Here is a 15,057-nt window from a genome sequence, read left to right as displayed (position 1 = left end):
CCACAAATTTCTGTAGTTGTAATCTGAATAGATCACGCTTCTGTGCCAGGAATAGTCTTAAAAAAGAAAGTTGTCGATTATCTGTGCGGAAGCGCAAAGTTCAGCCTTTCCACATTCACAACCTGCTGATCAACCCGGTCAATATCCACTGAGCTCTGCCCCTTTTCATTTACCGCTTTGACGTTCGCCAGCGACAGCAAGGTCTCGTCTTTCGCCATAAATTTGCCTCGCACATCTTTACGCAGGTCGAAGTTGATCTTCAACGCGGGGCCAATCGCCGCTTCCTGCATCACGTTGATATTACGTAAGAACAGATGCTGCGGCTTATTGTGCAGCTCAAGCGTTGCCCGCTTCATCTCCACGTTGGTGATCGCCACAAAGGAGGTCGCATTACCTGATGAAATTTGTATTCCGCGCAGCTTATACGCAAGCTGTCGATTATCCAGTTGAATATTGTTGAGCTTGAAATTCTGCGGGATGGATAAATAATCGCCTTTTATTACCCCATAGCCGATTAACATTCCGGCACTATTAACCATGTCAACATTATCAATAATGAAATTATCACAGCCATAAATAGCGACCGTCGCATTGTCTATACCCGCCTTTTTACTGAAATCGGGGGTAATATTTTGGGCCTTTATATTGCGGATAACAAAGTGTTTCCCGTTCTCAACATGCACCAGCTGGCGGCAGTTGCTGCCTGTGATATTTGCCACCACGAAGTTCTTAACGGTCTGTTTTTCCGGGTAGTCGTTGTCGTAGGTGCTGCCGGCAAGGCCAATGCCGATACCCCAGTTAATCTTGCCGTTGGTGCAGTTGATGTTATCGATGACATGATCGGAGATCAGGATATTGCGATCGTTGATAGCGACGTTCCACTCGATCGCATCGCCCTGCAGATGGCTGAATTTGCTGTTGGTGATGCGGGCGCCATCGACCTGATTATGGAAGCCCTGGCGAAGAATGGCGTAATTCGCCTGGCTTACGCTGATGTTATCAATCAGCAGATTGCGCATCACGCGAGGTTTCTTGCCGCCGATGTAGATCTGCGTTACGGGGCCAAACCCGCTCATCGCCAGGCCTTTAATGACACAGTCAGAGCCGCGAACGTCGAGCGTAATGTTCTCCGTGCGCCCGCCGCCTTCACCAATCACTTTGCTGCCTTCCTGCAGCACAAAACGCCCGCGTCCGTTGCCGGTTAACGCCCCGCGGATCAGCAGCGTTTTGCCGTCAGGAATGAAAATGCCCGTATTGATATTTTCACAGGTGAGTCCGGCCGGAACCACGACGGTATCGCCGTCCTTAAACGCCTTCTTAAAGGCGGCAATCCAGTCGTTGTTATTGTACTGATTAATGGAGACCGTCTTTCCGCTTGCCGCCCGCGCGATGCGGGACGACAGCAGCGGCGTGGCCGCCAGAACGGAAAGAGAAGAGACAAAAGTGCGTCGGGTAATCTTTTTCAGCATACAACCTCGGCGTTACAGCGTTTGCAGCAGGCTCGCTAACTGGCGGTTAATCACCTGCTGGTTAAAATCGGTTTCAACTTTTTGGCGCGCGTTATGAAGCACGGGCTCCAGCGCCTGCTGGTCAATGTCGCTGAAGGCAGCTAATCGGTCCGCAAGGGCCATCGCGTTGTTCTCCGGTACCAGCCAGCCGGAGTGATCGGATTTGATCAGCTCCGGGATGCCGCTGTGCAGCGTCGATACCACCGGGATCCCCACGGCCATCGCCTCCATCAGCGCCACCGGTATACCTTCCATATCGCCATCGGCGCCCGTTACCGAAGGCAGCAGGAACACGTCCGCTTCATCGAGCATGGCTTTGACCTCGTGGCTCGGCTTGAAACCTGGCATCTCCACGACATCCTCCAGCTGATACTGCTCGATAAGCGTACGCAGGCGACGCTCCCATGGCCCAATACCGAGAATGCGATAGTGGAAATCCACCCCGCGCGCTTTCAGCTGGCGGCAGGCTTCGATGGCCACATGCAGACCTTTCTTTTCGGTCAGACGGGCTACGGAGATGATTTGCAGCGGTTTTCCCGGCACCTTAACCGGGCGACGGGTAAAGCGGGCTAAATCCACGCCCATACGCGACACGGTAATTTTCTCCCCCGGGCAGCCCATTTTTTTCAGGCGTCCGGCCCACAGCTCGCTGATGGGCAGCATCATGTCGCCACGGCGGAAAAGCTGCTGGTATTCCGGCGTATAGTGGTTCAGCACCTCGCGGCTGGAAATATCGATCCCATGGAAGATGGTGGCGATCTTGCCGTCAATCACCCCCAGTTCACGCAGCTTCGCGGCGGTGACGCCCGCCGGGCCAAAGTGGGCGATAAACACGTCGGCACGATACGGCTGCGCCGTTTGTCCGCAGATGGCCGACAGGATCAGATTGCGAGATTCGGATCCATAGCGGGAAACATTCAGCGCCCGCCAGGTCGACGCGCGGTGGATCCCGCGTAAGGTCTGGCTGGCCCGGTGGCGCAGCTTACTCAGCTTCCCGGAAGGCTCATCCTGCAGCCAGCGGGTTTTCGCCTCCAGCCCATACTGGGTATACGCCGCATGGGTATTTTGGGTATCGCCCTTTTGCAGGGCGATAATCTCCACGTCATATCCCATATCGATAAACGCGGTGATTTGGTTCAGTACAAAGGTCTCAGACGACAGCGGAAATTTCAGTAAGAAGAAACCAACCTTCATTTCCCCTCCCGTACGCGATCCAGTACCGATTTCACCATCCCGATGCCCTTCTCGCGCTCGGCTTTCACCGCCACCGCCAGGCGTTCATTGATGGCAGGCAACTGACCCAGGGTGTCGCCCACCATCGCTCCTAGCGAACCATCCAGCAGATGACGGATATCCACGGCCATTTCAGGCATACCCAGCTGCTGCATAATCCCGGCGGATTTGTGCTCATAGTTGATGGCAATGGCCGGCGTACCGAAGTTCATGGAGATAATGGCGGAGTGCAGGCGCGTGCCCACAGTCAGGTCGCAGGCTGCGAGCAGCTTGCCCATCTCCAGGTCGTTCAGTTCGTCCATTACCACGTGATAGCGGGACGGATCGTTGACAAGGTTGCGCAGGTTCAGCGCCACCATGCGGTCATCTTTGTTGTAGCTGTCGATGCCGGTACAGGTCGAGAGCGCCAGCACCTGGTACCCGCTGTCCAGCACGCGGTTCACCACGTCGGCGAAGGCTTTCTCGTAGGCTGCCTGGGTGGTGCCAAGACGCTTATCGAACGGAGCGAGTTCACGCAGGGTAATCGCGACGGTTTTCTGTTTCGCCGCCACGTCGAGCCAGTGCTGCACCGCGTAGCTCGGCTGGAAGCTGTCATCCTGGTGATCCACCAGCCAGGCGGTGTCCACACCATGCTCAACTTTAGAAGTATCAATTTCGCTGCGCTTCATCATGTCAAGGCTGACCGATTCACGCAGGATCAGCGCATCGCAGTGGCCGAAGACATAGTTCGCCAGCTGGTTAAACTGCGGATCCTGGAATGGCCCGACGCTGTGGCCAATCATAAACAGCGGCTTTTTCGCCATGAAAGTACAAAGCGCATGCTCAAACTGCGGCACGCCGTAGAGATCGACGAAGAACGAACCGCCCACCTGAATAATCGCATCATAGCCGGACAGCAGACGCACGAAATCGGTAAAGCCCTGCGCGATAGCGATGTTGCGCAGCTTGCCGGTATCGGTCACGCGTGAAAGCAGCACCTGATGCTGGTAGCGACGACGCAGCACTTTCTTCACGCGGCCCATCACGCCCGCGGCGTTGTTGTGCTGCTTCATCTGGCTGTAGAGCGGGTCGCCCATCACCGGGCGGTTCAGTAACCAGGATGAGCTGACCGGATAACGGCTCATCACGTCCACTTCAGTCTCAGGCTTAAGGGTGTTAATTGCATCCAGTAAACCGCGCAGGATGGCGCTGTCGCCACGGTTGCCGCAGGTATGGTTGCCAAGAATTAATAATTTCATAATGGCCTCTTAAATAACTAGCCTGCGCGAAGCAGCGTTTTCATTTTTTCGTTACGGCAAAACTGGCGCTTCATCTCCACCACCAGCGCGTTGCGCGACAGCACAATCATCACGCCAAACGCCAGCGCGCCCGCGGCAACCTGCACCGCCAGCAGCGCGGCCAGTGGCAGATGCCCGCTGAGGATAATGCCCAGAGCGTAGCTCACCGCCAGAGTCGGTAAGGAGAGATAGAACGGCAGCCACAGGCTCAGGATGTACTGACGGTAGCTGGAGCCCAGCACCGGTTTAATCATGATGAAGTAGCTCAGAACGGTGTTGACGACCTGCACCAGCAGGAAGCCCAGCGTGACGCCAATGGCGCCCGCCATATGCCCACCAACGATAATTGCCGGAATAAACAGGAAGGTCTTGAACACGTTGAACTTAAAGCTGATGTCCACGCGCGCTTTTGCCATCAGCAGGGAACCAATCGGATTCCCCACGGAGCGCAGCAGCCCCACCACGCACAATAGCTGCAGGATCGGGATGATGCCGTTCCACTTCTCGCCAAACACCAGCGGCACGAAGTTGCTGGAAACCACCATTAGCCCCAGCAGCACCGGGAAGTTGATGATCCCCACCACGGAGAGCAGCTTGTAGAAGTTGACGCGCAGCTTCTCGGTGTCGTCCTGAATCTTGGCGAACGCCGGGAACAGCACGCGGGTGATAATGGGGTTCAGCTTCATAGGCGGGACAACCGCGACGTTATAGGCCAGGTTGTAGCCCCCCGCCACGCTCGCGCCCAGGATGCGAGCCAGCACCAGCGTCGACAGATTGGTGTTCACGTAGTTGATGATGCTGTCCGCCGTCAGCCACGCGCCAAAGCGCAGGTTGGACGAAACGGATGCGAGAGAGAAATGCAGCCCCGGACGGTAAATCTTGCGGCCAAAGTAGCCGAACAGCAGCGTACGCACGGCAGAATTCACCAGGTAACCGAGGATGGCGGTCATCGCCAGCGGCCAGAAATGGGCGCTCACCACGGTGAAGGTAAAGCCCGCCAGCACCGCGCTGGTCTCGATCATGCCGATCTTGTTGAACTCCAGCTCTTTTTGCATCAGCGCGCGGAACTGCTGCCCGTGCGGGATCACCACAAAGGCAAACGACAGCGTGCGCATCAGCGGGGCGAGATCCGGGTTGTGCAGCACGCTGGCGATGGTGTCGCTCAGCAGGAACACCAGCACGAACACGACAATCCCCAGCCCCACGTTCAGCCAGTAGAGCGTGGTCAGCTCGAGATGGCTAATCTCTTTACGCTGGATAATGGAGTTGGCGATACCAAAGTCAGACAGCGTGTCGGCCAGCGCGATGATCACCAGCGAGACGGTCAGCAGGCCGAACTGGTGATTATCAATAATGCGCGCCAGCACCGTCATCTGCACCAGGCCGAGGCCAATGATGACGATAGTCGCCATCGCTGACCACTTGGCGCCGCTGATGGTTTTTTCACGTAAGCTCATCTTAGTACGCCGCTTTGTTCACGAAACCTTTGAAGATGGTCAGAAAAACAATCTTGATATCGAACCAGATACTCCATTCACGGATGTATTCCAGATCGAATTCGATACGTTTTTCCATTTTTTCCAGCGTGTCGGTTTCACCGCGCCAGCCGTTGATCTGCGCCCAGCCGGTAATGCCTGGCTTCACCTTATGGCGCAGCATGTAGCCCTCAATCAGCGAGCGGTACTGCTCGTTGTGCGCCACCGCGTGCGGACGCGGGCCAACAATCGACATGCCGCCGGTAAAGACGTTGATAAACTGCGGCAGCTCGTCAAGCGAAGTGCGGCGCAGGAAGTTCCCCACGCGGGTGACACGCGGATCGTTCTGCGTTGCCTGGGTCACCACCTTGTCGTTCTCCATCACCTTCATGGAGCGGAATTTCCACACCATAATCGGCTTACCGTCCATGCCGTAGCGGGTCTGGCGGAAGATAACCGGGCCGGGAGAGCTCAGCTTCACCGCCAGGGCAATGCAGCACAGCACCGGGGAAATAAGCAGTAAAATCAGCGAAGAGAGCACGATATCCTCCACGCGCTTCAGCACGCGGTTAATGCCCGACAGCGGCGTGTCGTACAGCGGTACCACCGGCACACCGTTTACTTCTTCAATGCGTGAATGGAGGATGTTGAAGGTAAAGACGTCCGGGATGAGGATCACCGAACAGGTGGTATCCGCCAGCTCGCGCATCAGTTGCTTAATGCGGGATTCGTCTTTCATCTGCATGGCGATGTAGACGTTGTGAATTTTGCCGGCTTTCGCGTCTTCAATAAGCTGTTCGTAATTGCCCGCCCAGTCCGACGGCACACCGCCCGGCTTCGCGTCGTGATAAATCCCCACCACTTCAAACCCCAGCCACGGCTCTTTGCGGAAGCTGTCGAGCAACACCCTCCCGACCGGTAAATCACCCGCCACGGCGACAAAGCGACGGTTATAGCCGCGGTTACGCAGCCAGCCCGCGCCGAAGCGGATCAGGGAGCGGCACACTACCATGCCGACGCTGGTTAACAGATACCAGCAGAGATAGGTCACGAAGCGGTTGTCAAAATCATGGCTGAATGCCACCAGACCGGCACTGAAGATCAGGCTCAGGGTCCAGTTCTGCAGCAGCAGCATCAGTTCGGTGGTCATTTTCACGCCGCGCCACGAGCGGTAGAAATCGGTCATCCCGCCGATCATCTGAAACACGACCAGCGCAATCTGTGCCATCAGCAGATGCATGTATAAGAACGGCAGCCCGCTGATCCGACACACCGCCCACAATCCACCGACCATGATGGTGATATCAGAAAAACGCTGCACCATAGAGATTAACGATGCATTCGTTCTCGCTCGTTCGCGTTTTTTTAGATTCGTCATCGTTGTTCCTTTAGTTCTAAACCTTACCCCTCGCCCCTCACCCCGGCCCTCTCCCCAAAGGGGAGAGGGTGTTCAAGTTCCCTCTCCCCTTTGGGGAGAGGGTTAGGGTGAGGGATAAGGTTTTCTTTTTACTGATTCAACAGCGCCAGAATGTCCTTTGTTCGGGCTTCCATCAGCGCTGTGTCAGCGCGGGACTCCACGTTCAGGCGTACCACCGGCTCGGTGTTGGACGAACGCAGGTTGAAGCGCCACTGCGGGAACGCCATGCTGATACCGTCGGTACGGTCAATTTCCAGCGCGTGAATCGCAAAGTGCTGCTCCACGCGGGCAATCGCCTCGGCCGGCTGCGCCAGCTTGCTGTTGATCTCCCCGCTCGCCGGGAACGCCGCCATGCGATCGCGCACCAGCTCGCCCAGGGTCTGCCCCTTCAGGCACAGCAGTTCGGTGACAAGCAGCCACGGGATCATTCCGCTGTCGCAGTAGGCAAAATCACGGAAGTAATGGTGGGCGCTCATCTCGCCGCCGTAGATGGCATCTTCTTCGCGCATGCGCTCTTTGATGAAGGCATGACCGGTTTTGGACATCACCGGCGTGCCGCCTGCCGCGGACACCACGTCAACCGTGTTCCAGGAAAGACGCGGGTCATGAATGATCTTCGCGCCCGGGTTTTTCTCGAGGAACGCTTCCGCCAGCAGGCCGACAATGTAGTAGCCCTCGATGAACTGCCCTTTCTCGTCGAACAGGAAGCAGCGGTCGAAGTCACCGTCAAAGGCGATGCCCATATCGGCACCGTGCTCAATCACCGCGTTGCGGGTATCGTCGCGGCACTCCGGCAGCAGCGGGTTAGGAATACCGTTCGGGAAGTTGCCGTCCGGGGTGTTGTGCACTTTGACGAAGGTGACCGGCACGTTCAGCGCCTTAAAGCGCGCTTCAAGGGCATCGACAACCGGGCCGGCCGCACCGTTACCGGAGTTGATCACCAGCTTCAGCGGCTTGAGGTTCGCCACATTGATGTAGCCCAGCAGGTGGTCGATGTACTCTTTCTGCAGGTTAATTTGCTTGTAGGTGCCGCGCTTCGCGTCGTTCACCGGCGGGAAGTCATTGGCTTCCGCGAGGCGCTGCACGTCGCGCAGGCCGGTGTCACCGCTGATGGGACGCGCGCCCTTGCGCACCAGCTTCATGCCGTTGTAGTCCATCGGGTTATGGCTGGCGGTCACTTCGATACCGCCGTCCACGCCGAGGTGGAAGGTGGCAAAGTAAATCTCTTCGGTCCCGGACAGGCCGATATCCAACACGTCCACGCCCGCGTCCTGCAGCCCTTTTGCCAGGGCCAGCTTCAGGGACTCGCTGGTCAGACGCACGTCGCCGCCCAGCACGATGGTTTTTGGCTTCAGATATTCACCGTACGCGCGGCCAATACGCCACGCGATGTCTTCATTCAGCTCTTCGCCCAGCTTGCCGCGAATATCGTAGGCTTTAAAACAGGTTAACTTTTCCATGATGACCCCTTTTTCAGGCAACAGTTGGCCCTGACCAATTAATGGCCAAATTTATTTTTGTCATTCGTAGGCCCGGTAAGCGCAGCGCCACCGGGCAGGATGCGAAGGTTTACACGCGACCGTAGCGGTCCTGGAAGCGGATAATGTCATCCTCTTCGAGATACGAGCCGGAGCGCACCTCAATTAAGTCGAGCGGAATTTTCCCCGGGTTTTCCAGACAGTGCGTGGCACCCAGCGGAATATAAATAGACTCGTTTTCGCCCAGCAGTTTGACTTCCCCGTCGATAGTCACTTTAGCGGTGCCCGCCACCACCACCCAGTGCTCGGCGCGGTGATGGTGCATCTGCACCGACAACCCTTCACCCGGCTTCACGGTAATGCGTTTTACCTGATAGCGTTCGCCGGAGTCGATGGAGTCATATTTCCCCCACGGGCGGTAAACTTCGCGGTGAATATGGTGCTCGTGACGGCCGTCCGCCTTGATCTTTTCCACCACTTTTTTAACGTCCTGCACGGCGTTACGGTCGGCAATCAGCACGGCGTCTTTGGTCTGGACAACCACCAGATCTTTCACCCCGACGGTGGTGACCAGGCCGGACTCGGCGTAGACGTAGCTGTTTTCCGTTTTGTGGCTAATCACATCACCGTGATGGACGTTACCCTCCGGGGTATGGGCGCTGATCTCCCACAGGGAGGACCAGGAGCCCACATCGCTCCAGCCCGCATCCATCGGTACCACCACCGCGTCTGCGGTGCGTTCCATTACCGCATAGTCGATAGACTCTTCCGGGCAGGCGAGGAACGCCTCTTCATCCACGCGGATGAAGTCGAGATCCGGGTCCACCACCGCCATCGCTTTTTCGCAGGCGTTCAGAATATCCGGACGGTATTTGCGCAGCTCTTCCAGATAGCGTCCGGCGCGGAACAGGAACATTCCGCTGTTCCAGTAATACTCCCCGCTGGCGACATACGCCTGCGCGGTTTCCAGGTTCGGTTTTTCAACAAACTGCGCCACGTCAAACGCCACGCTGTCGCCTTCACCCGGCGTCACGCTGCCGCGACGGATGTAGCCATAGCCGGTTTCCGGCAGATCCGGCACGATGCCGAAGGTCACCAGCTTGCCGCTTTCCGCATAAGGAATGGCCGCACGCACCGCATCGCGGAAGGCGTCTTCCTGCTGGATGACGTGGTCAGCCGCCAGCACCAGCATTAGCGGGTCACAGTCAGGGCTGCTGCGTTTTGCCGCCAGCGCCGCCAGGGCGATCGCAGGCGCGGTATTACGGCCGGCAGGCTCCAGGATGATGTTTTCTGTGAGTTTGTTCAGCTGGCGCAGCTGCTCGGCAACGATAAAGCGGTGCTGTTCGTTACAAATCACCACCGGGCTTTCACACTCCACGCCGTGCAGACGGTTGACCGTCGTCTGCAGCATGGTGAGATCCCCTTTCAGGCAGAGGAACTGTTTTGGATAGAGCACGCGGGACAGCGGCCACAACCGGCTACCAGAGCCACCAGCCATCACAACCGGATACAAAGTGGTTTGACTCATGATTTATCCCCGTATATCTGCAATAAATTGGCTCAGCACGTTCTCTTTCTCGAGCGTGCGTTCGGCATATTCACGTGCCACCGTGTTTACTTTTGGCATGGCAAGTGCCTGTTCAATTCCGGTCACCAGCGCCGGGACCGATTCCGGCTCCACGCACACGGCAATTCCCGGATAGCTGTCGCACAGCTGGCCTAATTCTGTTTCGGCTTCTGCCGTAATCACCGCGTTGCCACCCACTGCCAGAATGTTGGTCAGCTTGGACGGCAGCACCGCGTCCGCCGCGCCGCGCTTTTGCACGACCAGATGGCAGTCGCCCATCTTCAGCAGCGCAGGCAATGCCTCGTAAGACTGCAGCGGGAAAAATTTCACGTTGGTCAGGCCGCGCTCGCTGGCCATTTTCTCCAGCCGCGCTTTCCCACCGCCCTGCCCGACAATCACAAACGTCCACGGATGTTCGCTAAGCTGCTGGGCCGCTTCAATCACGCTCTCCAGCCCCTGCTTTTCGCCGATGTTGCCTGAGTAAAGAATGATTTTTTGGTCTTCAGGCAACCCAAGCTGCGCACGGAGCGCCTGAGCGTCCTGTTCTGTCACGTCGCGAAAACGCGCCACTTCGGACCAGTTCGGGAAGAAGATCACTTTTTCCGCCGGGACGCCCTTTTCCTGCGCCTTGTTCATCATCGAGCGCGAGATCGTCGAAACGTAGTCCACGTTATGCAGCCCGCTACGCTCAAAGGCGCTGGCGAGCTTCGCCACCTTGCCGCCCTTACCTTTGCCTGCCATCCCCAGGCCGAGCATCGCGTCCACTTCGTAATCCTGAATGTGCAGCAGGGTGCGCGCGCCGGAGAGTTTGCCCAGCAGGCGCATGCCCGGCGTGCAGAACAGCGTCGGCACCACGCCGATAATGCGATCCGGCTTCCAGCGACGCTGCGCCATCAGCGGGAAAAAACTGCTCAGGGCAAAGCTGCCGAGATGAATCAGCCGCTTCAGCGTCGAGGGCTGCTTAGGCACATACAGCGGGCAGCGCCAGACGGTCGCTGCGCCCTCTTCGCGACGGTAGCGCCAGCTTGAGTAGCGCTCCCCGACTTTCCATTCCGGGTAGTACGGCGGCGCGGTAATGACCCGCACGTCATGTCCCTGGCTCGCCATCCACTCGACCATCTCGCCGGTGTATTTCCCGATACCGGTTAATTCCGGCGAGTAGTTGATTCCGTACACCAAAATTTTCATAGGCCCGGCACCTCGGCCTGACGTTCCGCGAGGAAGTACGCCCGACTATTGTCGTGAACGTTGTCGCTCGCCAGCAGTGCCTCTGGCGTTAACCAGCGGTAGTCGTCATGCTGAGAATCAGGCAGACGCAGGTCTGCCTCACTCACTTTCAGGCGGAACCCCAGCACGATGTAGTGCGTGGTGAACCCGGTGCCCGAAAAGTTATCGTCATAGAAGTGCTGCCAGACCCCGTAAAACTGACCTGCTGCCATTGGCAACTCCAGGCCCAGCTCCGCCAGAGTGAGACGCTCAAACGCATCATGAAGCGTCTCATCCTTCTGCACGCGCCCGCCGGGCACGAACCAGAAGCCCTGTGCAGGGCGGTTGGTTCGTTTCCCCAGCAAGAACTCGCCGCGTTCGTTCTCCACGATCAAATCAATTGAGATCAGCGGAGTGGAACGCACTACCGTGGCAAAATCTTCCTGACTTAAAAACATCATTACCCCCGGAAGCGGTGCTGGTTTTCCAGGAACCACTGGTAGGTACTGGCCAGCCCCTGCTCCAGTGAGACCTCGTGATACCAGCCCAGCTGATGCAGACGGGTCACGTCCAGCAGCTTGCGCGGCGTGCCGTCCGGTTTCGTGGCGTCAAACACCACGCGGCCTTTATAGCCCACCACCTGCGCGATGGTCTGCGCCAGCTCGCGAATGGTGCAGTCCACGCCGGTACCGACGTTGATGTGCGAAAGCATCGGCTCGGTGTTCTCCTGCCACACCTCGCGATCCAGCTCCATCACGTGAATGCTGGCCGCAGCCATGTCATCCACGTGCAGGAACTCGCGCATCGGCGTGCCGCTGCCCCACACCACCACGTCCGGTGCGTTCTCGGCGGTCGCCTCGTGGAAGCGGCGCAGCAGCGCCGGGATCACGTGCGAGTTGCTCGGGTGGAAGTTGTCGTGTGGTCCGTACAGGTTGGTCGGCATCACCGAGCGATAGTCGCGGTTGTACTGACGGTTGTAGGACTCACACAGCTTGATCCCGGCAATTTTGGCAATCGCGTACGGCTCGTTGGTTGCTTCCAGCGTGCCCTGCAGCAGTTCGCTCTCGGCGATCGGCTGCTTCGCCATTTTCGGGTAAATACAGGATGAGCCGAGGAACAGCAGCTTGTTCACGTTGTGCAGGTGCGCCGCGTGAATGATGTTGCTCTCAATCATCATGTTTTCGTAGATGAAATCCGCCGGGTAAGTGTTGTTGGCAACAATGCCGCCCACCTTCGCCGCCGCCAGATACACCTGGTCAATGCGTTCGCTCGCAAAGAAGTCCTGTACCGCACGGCTGTCGAGCAGGTTCAGCTCGTCGCGCGTGCGGACAACCACTTCAACGTCACCGCGCTGTTCCAGCTGGCGAACAATCGCGGAACCCACCATTCCGCGATGACCGGCGACAAAAATACGTTGTTTTGTCATTCTCAGGACTCCAGCGCGATGGCAACCTCGTAGCCATGAGACTTGAGCAGGGAGTGTTTTTTCGCTGCTTCAAGATCTTTGGCCACCATCTCGGAAACCATCTCCTGCAGAGTGGTCTCTGGTTTCCAGCCCAGCTTCTCGTGCGCTTTGGTTGGGTCGCCCAGCAGGGTTTCCACTTCAGCAGGACGGAAGTAGCGCGGGTCAACCTGCACAATTACGTCGCCTGGCTTGACGCCCGGTGCGTCGTGGCCGGTCACGGAAACAACAATCCCCTTCTCTTCCACGCCGGTGCCTTCGAAACGCAGTTTGATGCCCAGCTGTGCAGCGGCCATCTCAACGAACTGACGCACGGAGTACTGCACGCCGGTTGCGATCACGAAGTCTTCTGGCTGTTCCTGCTGCAGCATCATCCACTGCATTTTCACGTAGTCTTTGGCATGGCCCCAGTCACGCAGGGAGTCCATGTTGCCGAGGTGCAGGCAAGATTCCAGACCCTGAGCAATGTTGGCGATAGCGCGGGTGATTTTGCGGGTCACGAAGGTTTCGCCGCGGCGCGGGGATTCGTGGTTGAACAGAATGCCGTTACAGGCGTACATGCCGTAGGATTCACGGTAGTTTACGGTGATCCAGTAAGCGTACAGTTTCGCTACCGCATACGGAGAACGCGGATAGAACGGCGTGGTCTCTTTCTGCGGGATTTCCTGCACCAGGCCGTACAGCTCGGAGGTAGATGCCTGGTAGAAGCGGGTTTTCTTCTCAAGACCGAGGAAGCGAATCGCTTCCAGCAGACGCAGCGTACCCATGGCATCAACGTCAGCGGTGTATTCAGGGGACTCGAAGGAGACCGCTACGTGGCTCATCGCGCCCAGGTTGTACACTTCATCCGGCTGCACTTCCTGCAGGATACGAGTCAGGTTGGAGGTATCGGTCAGGTCGCCGTAGTGCAGGTGGAATTTCGGGTTCGCCGCGTGCGGATCCTGGTAGATGTGATCCACACGTTCGGTATTGAAAGAAGACGCACGACGCTTAATACCGTGTACTTCATACCCTTTTTCCAGCAGTAACTCTGCCAGGTAAGAACCATCCTGCCCGGTAACGCCGGTGATGAGAGCGACTTTAGACATGTTTATATTCCTCTACTTATGAATTTAATCAGTTTCAACGCGTTCGCGTATCACCACTGCGGGGTTGCCACGGCAAACTTTATTTGCCGGTAGCGATTTAAAAACGCTGCTGCGGGCACCGACTACCGTGCCATCGCCAACAGAAACACCCGGTGCAACAAAAACATCCGTTGCCAGCCAGCATTTTTCGCCGATCACAATAGACGAAGCGGTAATATCAAAATGCTGACTCATAAAATCGTGGCTGCCGGTGCACAAATAACATTTCTGTGAAACCACCGAATTTGCGCCTATCGTAATCTCGCCCAGGGTATATAACACCGCGTCATCCCCTACCCAGGCGTAATCCCCAAGCGTTAATTTCCAGGGGTAGGTAATTTTTACCGACGGACGGATGACTACGTTTTTTCCTATTTTTGCGCCAAACAGGCGCAATAAAAATGCTCGCCAGCGGTACAGTATTTGCGGCGACCAGGCAAATAATGTTGCCTGAACCGCCCACCATAACTGCACCTTAATACCATTCCCGCCCCGAAAACCTTTCGGCACGGAGAAACCGTTCAGATCCTGCATTGCGTTTCCTTATATTCAGGCTTTGTTATATAAGGTTTTCGTTTTACCTGTAGTACGCAGGCGTAATAAATAAGATAATTCCGCCCAAAAGCCCGGCACGCGTAATATTTTACGCTGCACGTTTTTGGCATCCTGACACAATTCCAGATTATTCGACGTTGACACGCCGCCCATCGAGAATTCAGATACCAGTCCTTTAATTCGACGGAACGGGTAGCCTGACTTATACAGGCTGGCGGCCAGCGCATAATCCGAAGACACTTTATACTGCAAATCGTAAGGCTGTTTTTTCAGACCATTTACCGGGAAGAAAATAGCCTGATGGCTGGCCGGCAGGCTGTGGTAGATATACCAGCCTGGCTTCGCGCTGCGGCACACTTTATGTCCGTCGCCAAAATCGAGCAGCGCATCGCCAATATACATGGCTTCCTCTTTCTGGCGCGCCAGCTGACGGGCAAACAGCGCCACGTCGTCATGAAAAATATCGCCGGAATTGAGGAAGATGGCATAACGGCCCTGGGCCATATTAATGCCTTTATTCATCGCATCGTAGATGCCTTTATCTTTCTCGCTGATGTAGCGTAAGTTGAACTCACCGTTGAGTTTTTCCAGAAACTCCGCCGTGCCATCGTTCGAGCCGCCGTCGACCACAATCCACTCAAAGGTGAGGCTTGGATCGCGCGCCAGGTTGCGCAGCGAGCGCCAGGTTTTTACCACCCCTTCGTAATTACGAAAAGCGACAGTAATGACGCTAAGAAACATAAATCACCTCA

13 protein-coding genes are annotated in these 15,057 nt (G+C 56.7%); all 13 read right to left on the bottom strand.

Going from position 1 to position 15,057, the window contains the following annotated elements; all coding sequences use genetic code 11:
- Positions 1 to 77: 77 nt before the first annotated feature.
- Positions 78 to 1,469 (bottom strand): colanic acid biosynthesis protein WcaM, encoded by a 1,392-nt coding sequence (wcaM, locus tag ACWKXT_RS09710; protein ID WP_454532320.1) that lies wholly within the window; start codon positions 1,467 to 1,469, stop codon positions 78 to 80.
- A gap of 12 nt (positions 1,470 to 1,481) precedes the next feature.
- On the bottom strand, positions 1,482 to 2,702 hold the full coding sequence (gene wcaL, locus ACWKXT_RS09705; protein ID WP_454528568.1) for a colanic acid biosynthesis glycosyltransferase WcaL: 1,221 nt from the start codon (positions 2,700 to 2,702) through the stop codon (positions 1,482 to 1,484).
- Entirely contained in the window at positions 2,699 to 3,979 is a 1,281-nt protein-coding gene (wcaK, locus tag ACWKXT_RS09700; RefSeq protein WP_454528567.1) for a colanic acid biosynthesis pyruvyl transferase WcaK, read from the bottom strand. Before wcaK ends, wcaL begins: the two co-directional genes overlap by 4 nt.
- Positions 3,980 to 3,996: 17 nt before the next feature.
- Positions 3,997 to 5,475, bottom strand: coding sequence for a colanic acid undecaprenyl disphosphate flippase WzxC (wzxC, locus tag ACWKXT_RS09695; RefSeq protein ID WP_454532319.1), 1,479 nt, complete (start codon positions 5,473 to 5,475; stop codon positions 3,997 to 3,999).
- A 1-nt stretch (position 5,476) separates the two neighbouring features.
- The gene (wcaJ, locus tag ACWKXT_RS09690) at positions 5,477 to 6,871 is read right to left on the bottom strand and encodes an undecaprenyl-phosphate glucose phosphotransferase (protein WP_454532318.1); all 1,395 of its coding nucleotides are present in this window, start codon (positions 6,869 to 6,871) and stop codon (positions 5,477 to 5,479) included.
- 128 nt (positions 6,872 to 6,999) lie between these two features.
- The gene (cpsG, locus tag ACWKXT_RS09685; RefSeq protein ID WP_454528564.1) at positions 7,000 to 8,370 is read right to left on the bottom strand and encodes a colanic acid biosynthesis phosphomannomutase CpsG; all 1,371 of its coding nucleotides are present in this window, start codon (positions 8,368 to 8,370) and stop codon (positions 7,000 to 7,002) included.
- A 109-nt stretch (positions 8,371 to 8,479) separates the two neighbouring features.
- Positions 8,480 to 9,916: a mannose-1-phosphate guanyltransferase gene (gene cpsB / locus ACWKXT_RS09680; RefSeq protein WP_454528563.1), complete on the bottom strand. Its 1,437-nt coding sequence runs from the start codon at positions 9,914 to 9,916 to the stop codon at positions 8,480 to 8,482.
- Between the two features lie 3 nt (positions 9,917 to 9,919).
- On the bottom strand, positions 9,920 to 11,143 hold the full coding sequence (gene wcaI, locus ACWKXT_RS09675; RefSeq protein ID WP_454532317.1) for a colanic acid biosynthesis fucosyltransferase WcaI: 1,224 nt from the start codon (positions 11,141 to 11,143) through the stop codon (positions 9,920 to 9,922).
- Positions 11,140 to 11,619 carry a GDP-mannose mannosyl hydrolase gene (locus ACWKXT_RS09670; protein ID WP_454528601.1) on the bottom strand — a complete coding sequence of 160 codons (480 nt, stop codon included), beginning with the start codon at positions 11,617 to 11,619 and terminating at the stop codon, positions 11,140 to 11,142. Before ACWKXT_RS09670 ends, wcaI begins: the two co-directional genes overlap by 4 nt.
- Before the next feature lie 2 nt (positions 11,620 to 11,621).
- The gene (gene fcl, locus ACWKXT_RS09665) at positions 11,622 to 12,587 is read right to left on the bottom strand and encodes a GDP-L-fucose synthase (protein ID WP_094934040.1); all 966 of its coding nucleotides are present in this window, start codon (positions 12,585 to 12,587) and stop codon (positions 11,622 to 11,624) included.
- Between the two features lie 2 nt (positions 12,588 to 12,589).
- Positions 12,590 to 13,711, bottom strand: a complete 1,122-nt coding sequence (gene gmd, locus ACWKXT_RS09660; protein WP_003863514.1) for a GDP-mannose 4,6-dehydratase — start codon at positions 13,709 to 13,711, stop codon at positions 12,590 to 12,592.
- Positions 13,712 to 13,735: 24 nt separating this feature from the next.
- Positions 13,736 to 14,284 carry a colanic acid biosynthesis acetyltransferase WcaF gene (gene wcaF, locus ACWKXT_RS09655; RefSeq protein WP_454532316.1) on the bottom strand — a complete coding sequence of 183 codons (549 nt, stop codon included), beginning with the start codon at positions 14,282 to 14,284 and terminating at the stop codon, positions 13,736 to 13,738.
- A 15-nt stretch (positions 14,285 to 14,299) separates the two neighbouring features.
- Entirely contained in the window at positions 14,300 to 15,046 is a 747-nt protein-coding gene (gene wcaE / locus ACWKXT_RS09650) for a colanic acid biosynthesis glycosyltransferase WcaE (protein WP_454528560.1), read from the bottom strand.
- Positions 15,047 to 15,057 lie beyond the last annotated feature (11 nt).

It is taken from the genome of Enterobacter sp. UPMP701 (genome assembly GCF_053709515.1).
Note: the sequence above shows the minus strand (reverse complement) of the source record. Positions and strands in the feature narration are given on the sequence as shown.

Excerpts from the sequence above, each read along its gene's own strand:
- wcaM (WP_454532320.1), bottom strand. The coding sequence starts at position 1,469 with ATGCTGAAAAAGATTACCCGACGCACTTTTGTCTCTTCTCTTTCCGTT.
- wcaL (WP_454528568.1), bottom strand. The coding sequence starts at position 2,702 with ATGAAGGTTGGTTTCTTCTTACTGAAATTTCCGCTGTCGTCTGAGACC.
- wcaK (WP_454528567.1), bottom strand. The coding sequence starts at position 3,979 with ATGAAATTATTAATTCTTGGCAACCATACCTGCGGCAACCGTGGCGAC.
- wzxC (WP_454532319.1), bottom strand. The coding sequence starts at position 5,475 with ATGAGCTTACGTGAAAAAACCATCAGCGGCGCCAAGTGGTCAGCGATG.
- wcaJ (WP_454532318.1), bottom strand. The coding sequence starts at position 6,871 with ATGACGAATCTAAAAAAACGCGAACGAGCGAGAACGAATGCATCGTTA.
- cpsG (WP_454528564.1), bottom strand. The coding sequence starts at position 8,370 with ATGGAAAAGTTAACCTGTTTTAAAGCCTACGATATTCGCGGCAAGCTG.
- cpsB (WP_454528563.1), bottom strand. The coding sequence starts at position 9,916 with ATGAGTCAAACCACTTTGTATCCGGTTGTGATGGCTGGTGGCTCTGGT.
- wcaI (WP_454532317.1), bottom strand. The coding sequence starts at position 11,143 with ATGAAAATTTTGGTGTACGGAATCAACTACTCGCCGGAATTAACCGGT.
- ACWKXT_RS09670 (WP_454528601.1), bottom strand. The coding sequence starts at position 11,619 with ATGTTTTTAAGTCAGGAAGATTTTGCCACGGTAGTGCGTTCCACTCCG.
- fcl (WP_094934040.1), bottom strand. The coding sequence starts at position 12,587 with ATGACAAAACAACGTATTTTTGTCGCCGGTCATCGCGGAATGGTGGGT.
- gmd (WP_003863514.1), bottom strand. The coding sequence starts at position 13,711 with ATGTCTAAAGTCGCTCTCATCACCGGCGTTACCGGGCAGGATGGTTCT.
- wcaF (WP_454532316.1), bottom strand. The coding sequence starts at position 14,284 with ATGCAGGATCTGAACGGTTTCTCCGTGCCGAAAGGTTTTCGGGGCGGG.
- wcaE (WP_454528560.1), bottom strand. The coding sequence starts at position 15,046 with ATGTTTCTTAGCGTCATTACTGTCGCTTTTCGTAATTACGAAGGGGTG.